Annotated in this window: 18 protein-coding genes and 1 tRNA gene; 11 read left to right on the plus strand and 8 right to left on the minus strand. The window is 47.1% G+C overall.

Features of this window, described 5'->3' with window-relative positions:
• Positions 1-44: 44 nt before the first annotated feature.
• From B0D95_RS03840 to B0D95_RS03850, 3 genes are all read left to right on the plus strand, one after another.
• Positions 45-488, plus strand: a complete 444-nt coding sequence (locus B0D95_RS03840) for an AraC family transcriptional regulator (RefSeq protein WP_078042665.1) — start codon at positions 45-47, stop codon at positions 486-488.
• Between the two features lie 104 nt (positions 489-592).
• Complete coding sequence (yajC, locus tag B0D95_RS03845; RefSeq protein ID WP_078042666.1) at positions 593-937, plus strand: preprotein translocase subunit YajC; 345 nt, start codon at positions 593-595, stop codon at positions 935-937.
• Between the two features lie 64 nt (positions 938-1,001).
• The gene (locus B0D95_RS03850) at positions 1,002-2,357 is read left to right on the plus strand and encodes a sodium:alanine symporter family protein (RefSeq protein WP_078042667.1); all 1,356 of its coding nucleotides are present in this window, start codon (positions 1,002-1,004) and stop codon (positions 2,355-2,357) included.
• On the opposite strand, the gene B0D95_RS03855 is transcribed toward B0D95_RS03850, so the two are convergent.
• The 7 genes from B0D95_RS03855 to rne form a co-directional block, all read right to left on the minus strand.
• Positions 2,358-2,690, minus strand: a complete 333-nt coding sequence (locus B0D95_RS03855) for a TusE/DsrC/DsvC family sulfur relay protein (protein WP_078042668.1) — start codon at positions 2,688-2,690, stop codon at positions 2,358-2,360. It lies immediately after the preceding gene.
• A 1-nt stretch (position 2,691) separates the two neighbouring features.
• On the minus strand, positions 2,692-3,000 hold the full coding sequence (tusB, locus tag B0D95_RS03860) for a sulfurtransferase complex subunit TusB (protein ID WP_078042669.1): 309 nt from the start codon (positions 2,998-3,000) through the stop codon (positions 2,692-2,694).
• A 1-nt stretch (position 3,001) separates the two neighbouring features.
• On the minus strand, positions 3,002-3,364 hold the full coding sequence (gene tusC, locus B0D95_RS03865) for a sulfurtransferase complex subunit TusC (RefSeq protein ID WP_246841717.1): 363 nt from the start codon (positions 3,362-3,364) through the stop codon (positions 3,002-3,004).
• A 4-nt stretch (positions 3,365-3,368) separates the two neighbouring features.
• On the minus strand, positions 3,369-3,752 hold the full coding sequence (tusD, locus tag B0D95_RS03870) for a sulfurtransferase complex subunit TusD (protein ID WP_078042671.1): 384 nt from the start codon (positions 3,750-3,752) through the stop codon (positions 3,369-3,371).
• Between the two features lie 66 nt (positions 3,753-3,818).
• A complete protein-coding gene (locus tag B0D95_RS03875) occupies positions 3,819-4,502 on the minus strand; it encodes a Bax inhibitor-1/YccA family protein (RefSeq protein WP_078042672.1) in 684 nt (227 codons plus the stop codon).
• Positions 4,503-4,717: 215 nt separating this feature from the next.
• Positions 4,718-4,807, minus strand: a tRNA-Ser gene (locus tag B0D95_RS03880).
• Between the two features lie 154 nt (positions 4,808-4,961).
• Positions 4,962-7,808, minus strand: a complete 2,847-nt coding sequence (gene rne, locus B0D95_RS03885) for a ribonuclease E (RefSeq protein ID WP_078042673.1) — start codon at positions 7,806-7,808, stop codon at positions 4,962-4,964.
• Positions 7,809-8,600: 792 nt separating this feature from the next.
• Here rne and rluC point away from each other — a divergent pair.
• Together rluC and B0D95_RS03895 are read left to right on the plus strand one after the other, a co-directional pair.
• Positions 8,601-9,602 (plus strand): 23S rRNA pseudouridine(955/2504/2580) synthase RluC, encoded by a 1,002-nt coding sequence (gene rluC / locus B0D95_RS03890; protein WP_078042674.1) that lies wholly within the window; start codon positions 8,601-8,603, stop codon positions 9,600-9,602.
• Positions 9,603-9,619: 17 nt separating this feature from the next.
• Positions 9,620-10,267: an HAD-IA family hydrolase gene (locus B0D95_RS03895; RefSeq protein WP_078042675.1), complete on the plus strand. Its 648-nt coding sequence runs from the start codon at positions 9,620-9,622 to the stop codon at positions 10,265-10,267.
• Here the strand turns inward: B0D95_RS03895 and B0D95_RS03900 are convergent.
• A complete protein-coding gene (locus B0D95_RS03900) occupies positions 10,234-10,851 on the minus strand; it encodes a nucleoside triphosphate pyrophosphatase (RefSeq protein ID WP_078042676.1) in 618 nt (205 codons plus the stop codon). The genes B0D95_RS03895 and B0D95_RS03900 overlap by 34 nt on opposite strands.
• A 130-nt stretch (positions 10,852-10,981) precedes the next feature.
• Between B0D95_RS03900 and B0D95_RS03905 the strand changes: the two genes are divergently transcribed.
• From B0D95_RS03905 to acpP, 6 genes are all read left to right on the plus strand, one after another.
• Positions 10,982-11,515 carry a YceD family protein gene (locus B0D95_RS03905; protein WP_078042677.1) on the plus strand — a complete coding sequence of 178 codons (534 nt, stop codon included), beginning with the start codon at positions 10,982-10,984 and terminating at the stop codon, positions 11,513-11,515.
• 40 nt (positions 11,516-11,555) lie between these two features.
• A complete protein-coding gene (gene rpmF / locus B0D95_RS03910) occupies positions 11,556-11,738 on the plus strand; it encodes a 50S ribosomal protein L32 (protein ID WP_078042678.1) in 183 nt (60 codons plus the stop codon).
• Between the two features lie 24 nt (positions 11,739-11,762).
• Positions 11,763-12,767, plus strand: coding sequence for a phosphate acyltransferase PlsX (gene plsX, locus B0D95_RS03915; RefSeq protein WP_078042679.1), 1,005 nt, complete (start codon positions 11,763-11,765; stop codon positions 12,765-12,767).
• Positions 12,768-12,799: 32 nt separating this feature from the next.
• Positions 12,800-13,738: an ACP S-malonyltransferase gene (gene fabD, locus B0D95_RS03920; RefSeq protein WP_078042680.1), complete on the plus strand. Its 939-nt coding sequence runs from the start codon at positions 12,800-12,802 to the stop codon at positions 13,736-13,738.
• A gap of 48 nt (positions 13,739-13,786) precedes the next feature.
• Positions 13,787-14,530 (plus strand): 3-oxoacyl-ACP reductase FabG, encoded by a 744-nt coding sequence (gene fabG, locus B0D95_RS03925; RefSeq protein WP_078042681.1) that lies wholly within the window; start codon positions 13,787-13,789, stop codon positions 14,528-14,530.
• A 192-nt stretch (positions 14,531-14,722) separates the two neighbouring features.
• The gene (gene acpP, locus B0D95_RS03930; RefSeq protein WP_012487300.1) at positions 14,723-14,959 is read left to right on the plus strand and encodes an acyl carrier protein; all 237 of its coding nucleotides are present in this window, start codon (positions 14,723-14,725) and stop codon (positions 14,957-14,959) included.
• The last annotated feature ends 85 nt before the right edge of the window (positions 14,960-15,044 follow it).

Genomic DNA, 15,044 nt, shown 5'->3' on the forward strand with positions numbered 1-15,044 from the left:
CCTTAATTCTATAATTGCCCTTAATTGGCAAAGGAGAAGCCTGGATGATCCAATTACAGCGAATTTACCGAAATAATGACAGCTCGTCAGATAACTCCTTTGTTGGCTCTGAAGCAAGATCCTACGAAGAATATCTGGCTCTTGCTGAGATCCCCAAATTCGAGGGGGTTTCTGCAAGAGTAATCGATGCCCTGAAGCAGCGTGTTGGGCGCGATGATTTGTCTATAGATCGGATTGCAGAAGATCTGAAGTTATCAAAGCGTACATTGCAGCGTCGCCTGCAAAATCAGAACGCTAATTTTGCTCAGATAAGAGATGCCTTGCGGTTCCATTACGCTATCAAGTATCTGATTGGTGAGCATATGAGCGTCGATACTGTGTCCAAGGCGTTGGATTTTTCTGATCGTACAAGTTTTACCAATGCCTTCAAGCGCTGGACAGGGCTTTCTCCGAGTGTATTTAGAAAGCTTTTCCGCGACTACGCGTGATTGTTGTCTCTATCTTTTAATAGTCTCCAATTTAAAGAGCGCTAATTGCCTGTATGTTTCAAAACAGGTACAGTTAGCGCTCTTTATTCTGTGAGGTTAGTTTCATGAGTTTCTTTATAGCATCTGCAATGGCCCAAACTGAGGCTGCTTCTGCGCCACAAGGCAATCCAATGATTACCTTGTTAATGTTTGGCGGCATGTTTTTGTTTATGTACCTGCTCATTATCCGTCCTCAGCGCAAACGTCAAAAAGAGCACCAAAATTTGGTTTCTGCGTTAGCTAAGGGTGATGAAGTGATTATGACTAGCGGAATGCTGGGTAAAATCACCAAGGTTGATGAGAATTATGTGGTTCTTGAAACTGGCAATAATGTTGAGCTCAAGTTCCAAAAGGTTGCGGTGCATGCTGTTTTGCCAAAAGGCACTATCAAAACAATTGAAGCGGCGTAACTGCTGAATCGAAAAAAGGGGCTTAGGCCCCTTTTTTTATACCTATTTTCCGGAGTTTTTGGTGATGGAGTTTATCCATAAGCTTGTTGTGCAACTGAATGATCTCGTCTGGGGAGTGCCGATGCTGGTACTCATTCTTGGGACGGGTATGTTCCTGATGGTAATGCTGAAAGGCATGCCCATTTTGCGTATTGCATTAGGTTTTCGCCTCATGTGGCGAGGTAGAGCTAAAGAGGCTGCATCATCAGGACATGTAAGTCCATTTCAAGCGCTTATGACTGGCTTGTCAGCAACCGTAGGTACAGGAAATATCGCTGGTGTAGCTACTGCGATTTTTTTGGGTGGGCCGGGAGCTCTTTTCTGGATGTGGTGTACAGCACTGGTGGGGATGGCAACAAAATACTCGGAAATCGTCCTTGCTGTTCATTACCGGGATGTTGATGCAAATGGCGAGTGCAGTGGTGGTCCCATGTATGCCATTAAGAATGGCTTGGGGCGCTCATGGCATTGGCTGGGATTTGTCTTTGCTGTTTTTGGTGGGTTGGCTGGCTTTGGGATCGGCAATATGGTCCAGTCCAATAGTATGGCAGAAGTTATAAAAACAACATTTGGTGTTGAGCATTGGATAACTGCTGCGATTACTACAGCGATTGTTGCATTGGTCATTCTTGGTGGAATTAAGCGTATTGCCAAGGTGGCGTCATCGTTGGTGCCGTTTATGTGCATTGGCTATATTGTAATGTCGGTTGTGGTGCTGGTTTTATACGCATCCCAATTACCTGCTGCGTTTGGCCTTATTTTTGCCCACGCATTTACGCCGGTAGCTGCTACAGGTGGATTTGCAGGTGCTGCCGTTATGATGGCTATACAATATGGCGTTGCCAGGGGAATTTTTTCAAATGAGGCTGGTTTGGGTACTGCCGGTATAGCCCAAGCCGCGGCGACAACAAATAGTCCCGTGCGGTCAGGATTGATTGGGATGATAGGCACTTTTATCGATACCATCGTTATTTGTACCATGACCGGGCTTGTTATTGTGTGCACTGGTGTTTGGGATAGTGGTGAGCGAGGTGCAAGTCTGTCTTCGGCGGCATTTGAATTTGCTTTGCCGGGTGTTGGAAGTTATTTATTGGCACTGGCTTTAATTATATTTACCCTCACCACAATATTGGGGTGGAGTTATTACGGTGAGCGGTGTTGGATGTATTTGGTGGGTAAAAAAGCCATATTGCCGTTCAGGGTCTTGTGGGTTTTGGCGGTTTTTGGTGGTGCAGTGTTTCAGTTAGATTTTGTCTGGTTATTGGCGGACACACTCAATGCATTAATGGCAATCCCAAACTTAATTTCTTTGCTGTTACTTAGTCCTGTCGTTTTTAAGCTGACAAAAGACTATTTTGAAGACAATAGGAATGGATTGTAGTTACAGGCAATTTGTCGGGCGCGGCAGTCCGGCAATTTTGCTGGCAATTTTGGCGGGGCTTGGCGGAAAGAGAGAGAGCAAATAAATACTTTTACCTTTTTCGGATCCAAGCTGTTTTTCTGTATATTTTACGAGTGCTCTCATTGCTGGGGAGATTTGAAATTCGCTGTAAAACGATTGTAATAAGCTAATAATTTCCCAGTGCTCAAGTGTTAATACAATACTCTCTTGCTCGGCTAGTAGCGTTGCAACTTCAGGTGTCCACTCATTTAAATTTACAAGATAGCCATCTTTGTCCAGTGCTATATTGTGCCCGTCTATACTCAAATGCATTTTAATACCAGCTTTGAACGCAGCGATGCTCAATTGTTAATTGAACAAAACTGTTGTAGTCAATAAGTTCTATTGAAGACAGTAATTTGTCAGTAAGTCCGCGAGCTTTAACATCGGCACTAATAGCAAAAACGCGTGTTCCATCATGTATTAGTTGTTGTAGTTGTTCAGATTCCGGTGCTGATATGAGAGCACCAAATACACCGTCCTCCAGTAATAAAATGGCATCGCTTTTTGAGCATATCTTTATGCAGGATGCGAGAGAGCTATTCGAGTAGGGTGATTTGTTAATAGTGTGCAGCGTGCTCATGCTAAAAACTCAGTAGATGGTCTTGTTGGTCTAGTAGTTTTTCTACATCTTCGCTTGTTAATATTGCAACATCACTCAGGATTAATTCATTTATTGTTATGTTGCGTTCTGCTAGCGATTCCTTATGTACATAAATGTTGTCGACCCCATAAAGTGATAATGCTGACAGTGTAGATGCGAGATTTTTTTGTAATATATCGCTTGGGTTCTGTGTTTTGAGTAGCTGGAACACGCCATCACCCATAAATAATATACCTATCTCTTGATCATAGACTGCTGCAGCAAGAGCAACATCCAATGCCTCGCGTGGCAGGCTGCTACCATAGGGTGCGTGGCGGCTGATCACCAGTAGTTTCTTATTCATGTAGCTACCCAAATGTAACAATGCGGTCAGAGGTTATCGCTGCTTCTATGAGTTGCCCAAGACCGCTAATAGAATAATCATCTGCAATATTGTGTGCAGGTTTATCATACCGCACCGCTTCCTCGCTATTGAGTATCCCTCGTTTGAGTGCTGCAGCTATGCAGATAACCAAATCGTATTTTGCTGCAAGGCTACTCCACGCTTGATAGAGGTTAAATTCATCTTGTGGAGGTGTGGCTAAGGATGATGCTGTGTGTACACCATCGTGATAGAAAAAAACGCGATGTAGTGTATGCCCCTGGCGAAGTAAGGCGGATGCAAATTCGTAGGCAGTATGGCTCGCTTGTGATGAGTAGGGGGCTGCATACACGGCGAGTGAGAAAATCATAATGTACCTGTGTGATCAAAAAAATAGGGCTCCAGAAAGGAGCCCATGGCAATGCAATTTGTGTTTTTAATCGTTGCTGGATACGCCGAGAAGATGCAGCAAGCTGGTAAACAGATTAACTATTGATAAATATAAACTGGTGGTCGCCATAATGTAGTTGGTCTCTCCACCATGGATGATTTCGCTGGTTTGGTAAAGGATAAGTGCAGACATGAGCAATACAATACCAGCAGAGAAGGCAAGGTGTAACCCCGAAAATTGGTAGCCAAAAAACGAAGCTCCAAACAGGAATAACATAACGGCCAGCATTAGCATTACACCAACAGCAACAAACCCTCCCAGGAAATTAAAGTTTTTGCGTGTGGTCAAAACGTAGGCTGAGAGACCTATAAAAACAACTGCTGTGCCGCCAAGGGCCTGCATAATGATTGATGAGCCATTGGTCATGCTGAGGTATTTGTTTAAGATTGGCCCTAAACCTGCGCCAATGAGTCCGGTAAAGGCAAAAACAACAAGAAGACCAGTGGATGAGTTTGCTGTTCTCGGCAGTACAAACCATATTAATGCCATTGCTATAAGGCTCATAACAAGCCCTGCGCCATATCCAATTCCTGATGCCATTGATATGGCGGCAGCAACAGTACTAAATGCCAGCGTCATGCCCAGTAGCATATAAGTATTGCGCAATACTTTGCTTGACTCTATTTGGCTTACCGATTGATTTGTTTGTGTGCTATAGACTTCTTGCATGGTTGTCTCCATTGATGAACTTTATTGCTAGTTACTCGCTTTTGATAATACAAACTACGGACTGTAAAGCCAAGCGGTTGATGCCGGTTATCGACGTTCATCTGGCTTAAGGGTATGGCTAGCTTATATTTTGACCCTGTATGCAAAAAATGGTTTCTATGTATTTTTTAAGAAACAAAAAAGGCGCTAGATTTCTCTAGCGCCTTTTTCATGTATGGCGGAAGGGCAGGGATTTGAACCCTGGGTAGGCTCGCACCTACGCCGGTTTTCAAGACCGGTGCATTAAACCACTCTGCCACCCTTCCGAGTGGCGCAAATTATACCTGGCTTTTTATTTTGGGCAAGAGAAAAACCAAACTTTTATAGCTAAATGTTAATTTAAATTAAATTTTAAGTTTTTATTTGCTCACAAAAAAGCCGAATCGTTTCCAATTCGGCTCTCTGTGTGCTGTGGAGAGATTATTGCTGTTCTGAATGGCTGCGCTTGTTCAGTCGCGGATCATTCGACGGTCTGCTTAATGGGCGAGGATTGTGATCAACGCTCGGTGGCAGGCTTGTGTCCAGTGCGGCAGAAATTGGGGCTTCAATGGTCTCAGTAATGATGCTGACATTGGCTACCGGCTTTGGCGCTTTGCGTGGATCGTTGCTTGCGCGAGTCGGTGCGGTACTTTCTTCGGTTGTTGCAATCACCGTTTCTGTGTGGCTTGCGTTGGCATCATTGCGTGCAGTTACCTCTTGTTCTACGGGAGCATCAATTGCTTCCGTAGTCTCTATTGTAGTGGCCACTTCCGGCTCACTGATCTTTAGTTGAGGGGCGGTGGCTGGTGCAATGATCTCGGTGTTGCGTGCTTCTACAGTTGCTGCTTCTGTAGCAATAACCGGTTGCTCTGGTTCTGTATGGGGGCTGCTGGTTTCACTGCTCTCATTTATATCAGCTGATGCAATAACTTCAGTGTCAATCACATAGGCTTTTGGTTGAGAGTGTTGTGCGTGTTCAGCAATGGCGGCAGAGATTTGCTGTGCCAACTGAGCTGATTCGCTCAGCACTTTGGGTTCGCTTTGTTGATTTTCTTCCGCGTCAGTGCTCACGGGTGTGTTTTCGGCTTCCTGGGTGCGTGAGCGGCGGCGCTGTTGAGAGCGTGTGCGACGTCCTGCTGGGCGCTTGGATGGTCTTTGCTCATCGCTTTCATCAGCAGTCTCCTGGTTGTCTAGAGGCAGGTTTTCACTAGCGATCACAGCTTCCTCGCGCACTTGTGGGCGGCGATTGTCGCGTTCAGGGCGTTGATTGCGGTTGCGTGGCTGACGCTGTTCTTCATCACCCACTTGCACGTCACGTGTGTTATCGCGTTGCTGATCACGGTTGTTGCGTGAACGGCGCTGCTCATTATTGTCACGGGTTGTGGCTTCGCGTTTTTCGGCATCTCTGGTGTTCTCGCGCTTATCTTGTTCACGACCTGATTTCACCTCTCCTGCAGCGCGGTGTTCCAGATTATCAAGGATCTCGCGATCTTCTTTGCGATCCTTATCGCGGCGATTATTGCGGCCATCGCGACGGTTGTTGCGTCCAGAGTTGCGGCGGCTATCGCGTTTGTGTTCGCGCTTGCCTTTGTTCTCTTCGCTTTTTTCACCGCTGAAAATGCTGCTGATGGACCCAATCAGGCGTGACAAGAGTCCAGGCTTTTTGACGGGCTCTGGTGCTGGCTGGCTTGGGCTGCTGGGTTGCACCAATGGCTTGGGTGCATTAATCGGTTTTGCTTTGAAATCTTCTTCGTCTGATTTGGCTTCATCGGTGTGCGCTACGATTTTGTAGCTGGTTTCCAGTGTGCCTTCATCGTCGTCACGCAAGCGTTGAACCTCAAAGTGAGGGGTCATAAGCTCTGCGCTGGGTACAATGACTACGCGAGTGTTGTTGCGAGATTCAATGCTTGAAATGGTTTTGCGTTTTTCATTCAGCAGGTAGGTAGCTACAGATACTGGACAAATTGCGCGAATTTCTGCGCTGCGCTCTTTTTGGGCTTCGTCTTCAACCAGGCGGAGGATTGATAGTGCCAAAGAGCGTGTGCCGCGGATGCTACCTACGCCATCACAGCGTGGGCAGATTTTGGAGTGGGTTTCGCCCAAAGAGGGGCGGAGGCGTTGGCGCGACATTTCCATCAGGCCGAAGCGTGAAATGCGGCCAATTTGCACGCGAGCACGATCCATCATGAGCGCATCGCGTACACGGTTCTCTACTTCGCGTTGATTGCGTACAGGTTGCATGTCGATGAAGTCGATAACAATCAGGCCGCCCATGTCGCGCAAGCGCAACTGGCGGGCAATCTCGTCAGCTGCTTCCAGGTTGGTTTGCAGGGCGGTTTCTTCGATATCGCCGCCTTTTGTGGCGCGAGAAGAGTTGATGTCAATCGCAACCAGTGCTTCTGTGGCATCGATAACAATTGAGCCTCCAGATGGCAATTTAACTTCGCGTTGGAAGGCTGTCTCAATTTGGGATTCAATCTGGTAGCGGTTAAACAGGGGGATGTCGTCCTGATACAGCTTTACTTTACTGCGGTAGTTAGGCATTACTTGCTGGATAAAGCCTGCCGCCAAATCAAAAGCTTCTTTGTTGTCGACAATCACTTCGCCCACGTCCTGGCGCAGATAGTCGCGGATTGCGCGAATAATAACGTTGCTTTCCTGGAACAGAAATGCGGGCGCGGGTGATGTTTTTGCGGCTGTTGCAATGGATTCCCACAGTTGCAGCAGGTAGTTAAGGTCCCATTGCAGTTCTTCAGAGCTGCGGCCCACGCCTGCAGTGCGGATAATTACACCCATGCCGTTGGGGACTTCTACTTCGCCAAGTGCATCTTTTAATTCGGCGCGGTCTTCCCCTTCAATACGGCGGGAGATGCCGCCTGCCCGAGGGTTATTGGGCATTAAGACCAGATAGCGGCCTGCAAGGCTGATAAAGGTGGTCAGTGCTGCGCCTTTGTTGCCGCGTTCTTCTTTATCGATTTGAACGATGACTTCGGTGCCTTCTTTCAGTACGTCTTTAATCTTGATGCGGCCGTCTGAATCGCCAGAGTTTTTGGTGAAGTATTCGCGGGATATTTCTTTGAGTGGCAGGAAGCCGTGGCGCTCTGCGCCGTAGTCAACAAATGCTGCTTCGAGGCTTGGTTCTACGCGGGTAATGCGGCCTTTATAAATGTTGGACTTCTTTTGTTCACGATTGCGGTTTTCAATATCCAAATCGTAAAGCCATTGTCCATCGACCAGTGCTACACGCAACTCTTCGGGTTGAGTTGCATTGATAAGCATTCTTTTCATGTGTTACCTAATTGTCTGTGGCGTGAGGCTGACATGACAATCATGGTTAACAAAATAATGTTCTGCGCAACCTGATGGACTAGCTCGCTACCTGAATATCCGGCTCGCGCTAGCGGTTGGAGGGGTTTACCTGTCGGCTTTGCGGCATATCGCTTTGCAGCGGCCACGCAAGCATTAATTGACCAGTTGGCCCATTTGGCTCATTCATAGTTGCCGGCACTATCCGGCTTTCCTATTTGAGGTATCAGTCGAGACGGTTTCCATCCGATGTGACTGGGTTACTCGCGCGTTAATCCAGCTTGATCAAGCTCAGGGGGAGAAGAATCCTCGCGGCTGTTGCTTGTATCAGCGTAAGGCCTTGTGGGCCGCGCTTTGATGATCGGTAACCTTTAACCCTGACTTCGGATAGGGGGCTTCATTATGCTCACTATCCGGAATTTGCAAATAGAACTTGCTTGAGTTCAGCAAAACAAAAAACTGTTAACAATGAGTTCAACATCAGTTGACGCAGTTGTTAAAGGCAAATGTCGAGTGTTCTCGATAGTTGCCGTTGTTTAGTTTCAATAAGGGAGTTGCACTTGTGTTTGTTTCGATGCCTCAAAAACAGGCTCCCTTGCTGTCAGCGGTATTTCCTATTGATGCGCCTAGTGTTGCGCGCTACCCGGAAACCAGCCTGTATCAGCCGCTTGACTATAGCAGCTCTGTTTGTGGGCGGCAATTAAATCAGTGTGTTAGGTGATTTTAGGTGTCTTGTGGTTTGGGTTGTTTTGCGTCTTCGAGTATCATGGTCGCATGAAAAAACACGAAAAAACGATTGCACAAACTAACGAAGGCTCGTCTCAGATCGAGGTTTCTATTGTTGAAATTGATTCTGACCAGGCTGGACAGCGGCTGGATAACTTTCTTATTGCTCGCTTGAAAGGTGTTCCTCGCTCGAAGATTTACAATGTCATTCGAAAGGGGGAGGTTAGGGTCAATAAAGGGAGGATAAAACCCGAATACAAGCTGATGGCGGGCGATTCCGTGCGGATTCCGCCCATTCGCACTGCCGAGGCAGGTACTGTGGCAAAGGCCAGTCATCAGATGATGGCATTGCTGGCAGATTCCATCCTTTTTGAGGATGATGGATTGTTGGTTGTTAATAAGCCGCCAGGACTTGCTGTGCACGGTGGTAGTGGCATTACACTTGGGTTGATAGAGACGTTGCGCCAAATGCGCCCGGATGCCCGTCATCTTGAATTGGTGCATCGGCTTGATCGTGATACATCGGGATGCATTATGGTGGCGAAAAAGCGGAGTTATCTGCGCCATCTTCAAGCTGCATTGCGTGAAAAGTCGGCTGGTGCTGGTGGTATTCAAAAGGTGTATCAGGCATTGGTTATGGGTGAGTGGTCAAAGCGCTGCCATCGGGTTAATGCGCCGCTGTTAAAAATGGAGGTTGCTGGTGGTGAGCGGATTGTAAAGGTTCACCCGGAGGGTAAGCCCAGTTTGACCGAGTTTAAGTTGTTGCGTCGGTTTGATGGGCTGAGTCTTATAGAGGCGCGCCCTATTACTGGCAGAACTCATCAAATTCGTGTGCATGCTCAATATGCGGGGCACAGTTTGGTGGGGGATGAAAAGTATGGCGATGATCAAATTAATGCATCCATGCGTGAGCTGGGTATTAAGCGTTTGTTTTTGCATGCCTCTGCGCTGGCTTTTTACCTTCCTGAGTCTGATAAGTTAACCAGGGTTGAGGCGCCTTTACCTCTGGATCTGGCGGCTCCCTTGGGGCGATTGCGTGTTGTTGAATGATTGGGTGGTAATAGGCTGTGCTATTTATATTTGATTGGGATGGTACCTTGAGTGATTCCATGGGCAAAATCACCAAGGCAATGCAGTTGGCTGCTCAGGATCTTGGCTGGGAGCCCTTAGCGGATAGCGTGATCCACAATATTATCGGATTGGGTTTGCCTGAGGCTATTCATCGTTTGTATCCCGAAATTGATGCCTCTGGCCGTCAAAAATTGCGAGATGCCTATGCTGCTCGCTTTCTGGCACTGGATGAGCTGAAGCCGTCCGAGTTTTTCCCTGGGGTAATGAATACCTTGCATCAGCTAAAAGATGCAGGGCATACATTAACGGTGGCAACGGGCAAAAGCCGAAAAGGGTTGGATCGTATCTTCGGGGTGCTTGGTTTGAGCGATTTCTTTCATGCCACCCGGTGTGCAGATGAAACGGCATCGAAGCCTGATCCATTGATGCTCTCGCAGTTATTGGGTGAGTTTCAGGTTTCTGCTGCTGATGCTGTGATGATTGGTGATACTGAGTACGATATGGATATGGCCAGACGCATTAAAATGCCCCGCATTGCTGTGAGTTATGGTGCTCATCATATAGATCGGCTCCATCCTTATGAGCCTGAGCTGTGTGTTGACCGTTTTGATCAGTTGCTATTGTGGGAGCGGTTAGGTGCGTAAGTGAGTGGGTCTACTCCTTCCTTTATAAGCATGTCGGTCAGTCGGATTAGTGGCAGGCCAATCAGAATGTTGGGGTCGTCGGTGTGAATGGACTCGAACAGTGCAATTCCAAGGCCTTCGGATTTGAAACTGCCTGCGCAGTCATAGGGCTGCTCTTTGGTTAGGTAGCTTTCGATTTGGCTTTTGCTGAGGGTTCTGAATTTCACTGTACAGCTTTCAACGCTGAGCTGGCACTGTGCCTCCTGGCTATTCAGGAGGCACAGGCTGGTGAGAAAGGTAATCTGGCGGCCTGAAAACTGCTCCAGTTGTCCAATAGCGGCATCATGATTCTGTGGCTTTCCCAAAATATTGTTTTCGTAGGTGGCAACCTGGTCTGAGCCAATAATCAGGTGGTGTTTGTGGGTTTGTGCGAGCTTGTTGGCTTTTGCTTGTGCGAGGCGCATAACCAGTTGTCTGGCGGTTTCGCCGGGCAACGCTGCTTCGTCAATATCGGGGGATGCGCTTTCAAAGCTTACCCCCAGTTTTTGCAGCAGCTGGCGGCGATAAATGGAGCTGGAGGCGAGCAGGATCTGTAATGGTGGCATGGGGGCTCTGCTTTGTTTGGGTGGGTAAACGCAAAATAGAGGGGCAATCTTACCTCTAAGCCACTAAATAGCGCTATTTTTCCAGTTTTTCTTTGACAGTGGATAGTGATATCCCTATGATGGCGCGCTTATGTTTAAGACCACTTCTCACAAGGCTTTGCCTCGGCAAGCAGACCCCCGAAAATTCGCCCAGCAAGGTGTTTCTTTGGAGGGGTTTATCCTTACTTCTGAGCTTCCTCGTATTGTTGAGGCGACTGAAAGTAACAAGGGTGAGATTCAAGTTAAGCTTGAATTCAAACTCAGTGAAGAGGGGAAAAGGGTTGTTGTTGGACACGCTCACGCTGACATGGTTTTGATTTGTCAGCGTTGCTTGGAGCCAGTAACGGTGCCTGTTGAAAGTGACATCTCTCTTGGAATTGTCTGGGACGAAGAGGCAGCAGCAAAGCTACCGCCACACTTTGAACCCTGGATTGCGGGAGAGGGCATGGCAGATCTCTACGATATGATCGAAGAAGAGCTGTTATTAAGTTTACCTGCAGTTGCTTACCATGAAGAGCCTTGTATCGATAGCAAGCTGTATTCAAGCGGTAAGCCTGTAGAAGTAAAAAGAGAGAAAAACCCATTTCAGGTGTTGGAACAACTAAAGAGCTCGCCGAAATCTTGAGGCGCCTCGGTTCCAACGAGTAAGTAAATAGGAGCAAACCATGGCAGTTCAACAAAACAAAAAATCTCGTTCAAAGCGTGACATGCGTCGTTCACACGATGCCCTGACTGGCCCAACCCTGTCAGTCGACGCTACCAGCGGTGAGAAGCACCTGCGTCACCACGTGACTGCTGATGGTTTCTATCGCGGCCGTAAAGTGATTGACAAAGGCAGCAACGAGTAATTTATTACTCAAGACGACTGCACCTTGTCGGCAAGAATTCGAATAGCGGTTGACGCTATGAGCGGGGACTTAGGTCCCCGCGTTGCTATTTCTGCGGCACAAATTTTTGTGGGCCGCTACCCTGATGTAGATTTGCTGCTTGTTGGTGATGAATCCAAGCTGCTTCCCCTGCTTTTAAAAGATAATTTCCGTCATACACGCGTGTCAGTGCATCATGCCGCTGATGTTATTGCTATGGGCGATGATCCATTGCTGGCGATGCGACACAAGAAAAACTCATCAATGTGGGTGGCGTTAGATCAGCTGCGTTCCGGTGCTGTGGATGCTTGTGTCAGTGCAGGTAATACCGGAGCATTGCTTGCGATCGCGCGGTTTCTGGTTAAAACGTTTCCCGGAGTTAATCGTCCTGCCATCTGCAAATCCATGCCGGTGGATGTCGGTTTTACCTATATGTTGGATTTGGGAGCTAATATTAATTGCACTGCGGAGCAGTTGTATCAGTTTGCCAAAATGGGGAATGTATTAGCTAAGTCGACCGGTCTTTTATCGCCTCGCGTTGCCTTGTTGAATATTGGTGCCGAGGAGCAAAAGGGAACGGAGGTGCTACAACTTGCGCGGCAGTTGATTGCGGAAGACTCTGGTATTAACTGCACCGGGTTCGTTGAGGCAAATGCTATTTTTTCAGGTGCGGCAGATGTTATTGTCTGCGATGGTTTTCATGGCAATATTGCACTCAAAGCCAGCGAGGGCGTTGCGCGCTTCATTCAGAAAAAAATTATAAAAACTGCGCGAAAAAATACGCTGAATAAAGTCTTATCCGTTCTTGCGTATCCATTGTTGCGGCAACTGCGACAAGAGCTCGATCCCTCTTCTTATAACGGTGCCAGTCTTTTGGGGTTGCAAAAAACTGTCATCAAAAGTCATGGCAATGCCAATGTAAATGCATTTTTGCATGCATTAATTGTGGCTCGCGAGCAAGTAGTGCAGAAGGTACCTGCATTGATTCAGAAAGAATTTCAATCTTATTAATTACTAGTGATAAAAGAGACGTATTAATTACTATGACTACTCAACATCTTGCTTTTGTATTCCCGGGTCAAGGATCCCAAAAAATTGGTATGTTAGCTGAGCTGGCGGCAGAGTTTCCTGTTGTGCAGCAGACATTTGCCGAAGCTTCTGATGTGCTGGGATATGATTTGTGGGCACTGGTACAGACTGGCGCACAAGAAGAAATTAATTTAACAGAGCGTACCCAACCTTTGCTCTTGACAGCAAGTGTTGCTGTTTACCGTGTTTGGCAGCAAAAGCAGGGGGCTCAGCCAGCATTGATGGCGGGGCATAGTTTGGGTGAATGGTCCGCTCTGGTGTGTGCGGGTGTTGTTGCCTTTCAGGATGCGGTTAAATTGGTGCAACAGCGCGGCAAATTTATGCAGGAAGCTGTCCCTGCTGGGCAGGGTGCCATGGCAGCCATTATTGGATTGGATGACGCGCTTATTATAGAGGCGTGTAAAAAAGCAGAGCAGGGTGAAGTGGTCTCTGCTGTAAATTTCAACTCACCTGGCCAGGTGGTGATTGCGGGTGCAGCTGCTGCTGTTGAGCGTGCGAGTGCTTTGTGTAAAGACGCTGGTGCAAAGCGTGCGTTGCCCTTGCCTGTCAGTGCGCCATTCCATACAGAATTAATGCGTCCTGCTGCGGAGCGTTTGGCGGAGCAAATTGCAGCGACCAGTTTTGCTGTGCCTAATATTCCTGTTGTTCATAATGTAACTGCAGATGTTGAAATGAATCCGGAAAAAATTAAGGCCTTAATGATTGAGCAAATCTTTAGCCCAGTTCGTTGGGTTGAGTGTGTTAACACCCTTGCAACGAAAGGAGTTTCTTTAACGCTGGAGTGCGGTCCTGGTAAGGTGCTGTCTGGCTTGAATAAGCGTATCAATGCAGAGCTCAATACAATCTCTGTCGAAAAGCCTGACGAGTTGAATGCCGCATTGGCAATCGTGTAATCATTTTTATTGACTAATTTAAACGCATTTTTTCAGGAATACATGATTATGAATTTAAATGATAAGGTTGCATTGGTTACAGGCGCGAGTCGAGGGATTGGTGCTGCCATCGCTGAGCAGTTGGGTAAGGCTGGTGCCGTTGTTATTGGTACTGCAACCAGTGCCTCAGGTGCTGAAAAAATTACCGCCCGATTTGCTGAGTTGGGAATTCGTGGTGCAGGTAAGGTGTTGAATGTGACTGATGCGGAATCGGTTGCCTCCTTGTTGAAAGACGTAGGTGATGAATTCGGTGCTCCTGCTATTTTGGTTAATAATGCCGGTATTACTAAAGATAATTTGTTGATGCGGATGAGTGACGAAGAGTGGTTTGATGTGATCAATACCAATCTGAGTTCTATTTATCGCCTGAGCAAAGGTGTATTGCGCGGCATGATGAAGGCGCGCTGGGGACGCATCATTAATATAAGTTCCGTGGTGGGCGCTATGGGGAACCCGGGGCAATCCAATTATGCGGCAACCAAGGCGGGTGTGTCTGGTTTTGCGCGCTCTCTGGCGGCTGAAGTTGGATCGCGGAACATCACGGTTAATACCGTGGCACCGGGCTTTATTGATACGGATATGACCAAAGTGCTGCCTGAAGAGCAAAAACAGCAGTTATTGTCTCGTATTCCCTTAGGGCGCCTTGGTGCACCTGAGGAGATTGCTTCCGTAGTTGTTTTCCTGGCAAGTGATGCGGGTGGATACATCAGCGGAGAGACAATTCATGTCAATGGCGGCATGTATATGTCGTAATTTTTTGAGCGTAACCTTTTGTTTTTAAAGGGTTATGTTCTAATTTTCAAAGAAATTTAGCACTTGGCATTACAACAATCTTAAAATCGATGTAAAATGCGCGACGATTTTGAGCGGAACACCAGACTCAGTCAGTTTGGTTTGAATTGTCAGGTGTTTCGAATACATAACCACTAGGAGTTACATAACATCATGAGTAGCATTGAAGAACGCGTAAAAAAGATCGTTGCTGAGCAACTGGGTGTGAAAGAAGAAGAAGTTAAAAACGAAGCTTCTTTCGTCGAAGATCTGGGCGCTGATTCTTTGGATACCGTAGAGTTGGTAATGGCTCTCGAAGAAGAATTCGAAACTGAAATCCCTGATGAAGAAGCTGAGAAAATCACTACCGTTCAATTGGCTATTGACTACATCAATGCCAACTTGGCGTAATTCGCCAATTTGGTGTAATTTGACTGTCAGCTGATTTCTGTTTTAGAAAAGCCGTATTATTGCAAAATAGTACGGCTTTTTCTTT

The organism is Cellvibrio sp. PSBB023, assembly GCF_002007605.1.
In the GTDB taxonomy this organism is placed as follows: Bacteria; Pseudomonadota; Gammaproteobacteria; order Pseudomonadales; family Cellvibrionaceae; genus Cellvibrio.

Bases quoted from the DNA above. Each gene is read 5' to 3' on its own strand.
- yajC (WP_078042666.1), top strand. From the start codon at position 593: ATGAGTTTCTTTATAGCATCTGCAATGGCCCAAACTGAGGCTGCTTCT.
- fabD (WP_078042680.1), top strand. From the start codon at position 12,800: ATGACTACTCAACATCTTGCTTTTGTATTCCCGGGTCAAGGATCCCAA.
- B0D95_RS03900 (WP_078042676.1), bottom strand. From the start codon at position 10,851: ATGCCACCATTACAGATCCTGCTCGCCTCCAGCTCCATTTATCGCCGC.
- acpP (WP_012487300.1), top strand. From the start codon at position 14,723: ATGAGTAGCATTGAAGAACGCGTAAAAAAGATCGTTGCTGAGCAACTG.
- tusD (WP_078042671.1), bottom strand. From the start codon at position 3,752: ATGATTTTCTCACTCGCCGTGTATGCAGCCCCCTACTCATCACAAGCG.
- fabG (WP_078042681.1), top strand. From the start codon at position 13,787: ATGAATTTAAATGATAAGGTTGCATTGGTTACAGGCGCGAGTCGAGGG.
- B0D95_RS03850 (WP_078042667.1), top strand. From the start codon at position 1,002: ATGGAGTTTATCCATAAGCTTGTTGTGCAACTGAATGATCTCGTCTGG.
- tusB (WP_078042669.1), bottom strand. From the start codon at position 3,000: ATGAGCACGCTGCACACTATTAACAAATCACCCTACTCGAATAGCTCT.
- B0D95_RS03905 (WP_078042677.1), top strand. From the start codon at position 10,982: ATGTTTAAGACCACTTCTCACAAGGCTTTGCCTCGGCAAGCAGACCCC.
- B0D95_RS03875 (WP_078042672.1), bottom strand. From the start codon at position 4,502: ATGCAAGAAGTCTATAGCACACAAACAAATCAATCGGTAAGCCAAATA.
- B0D95_RS03840 (WP_078042665.1), top strand. From the start codon at position 45: ATGATCCAATTACAGCGAATTTACCGAAATAATGACAGCTCGTCAGAT.
- B0D95_RS03855 (WP_078042668.1), bottom strand. From the start codon at position 2,690: ATGCATTTGAGTATAGACGGGCACAATATAGCACTGGACAAAGATGGC.
- tusC (WP_246841717.1), bottom strand. From the start codon at position 3,364: ATGAATAAGAAACTACTGGTGATCAGCCGCCACGCACCCTATGGTAGC.
- rne (WP_078042673.1), bottom strand. From the start codon at position 7,808: ATGAAAAGAATGCTTATCAATGCAACTCAACCCGAAGAGTTGCGTGTA.
- rluC (WP_078042674.1), top strand. From the start codon at position 8,601: ATGAAAAAACACGAAAAAACGATTGCACAAACTAACGAAGGCTCGTCT.
- rpmF (WP_078042678.1), top strand. From the start codon at position 11,556: ATGGCAGTTCAACAAAACAAAAAATCTCGTTCAAAGCGTGACATGCGT.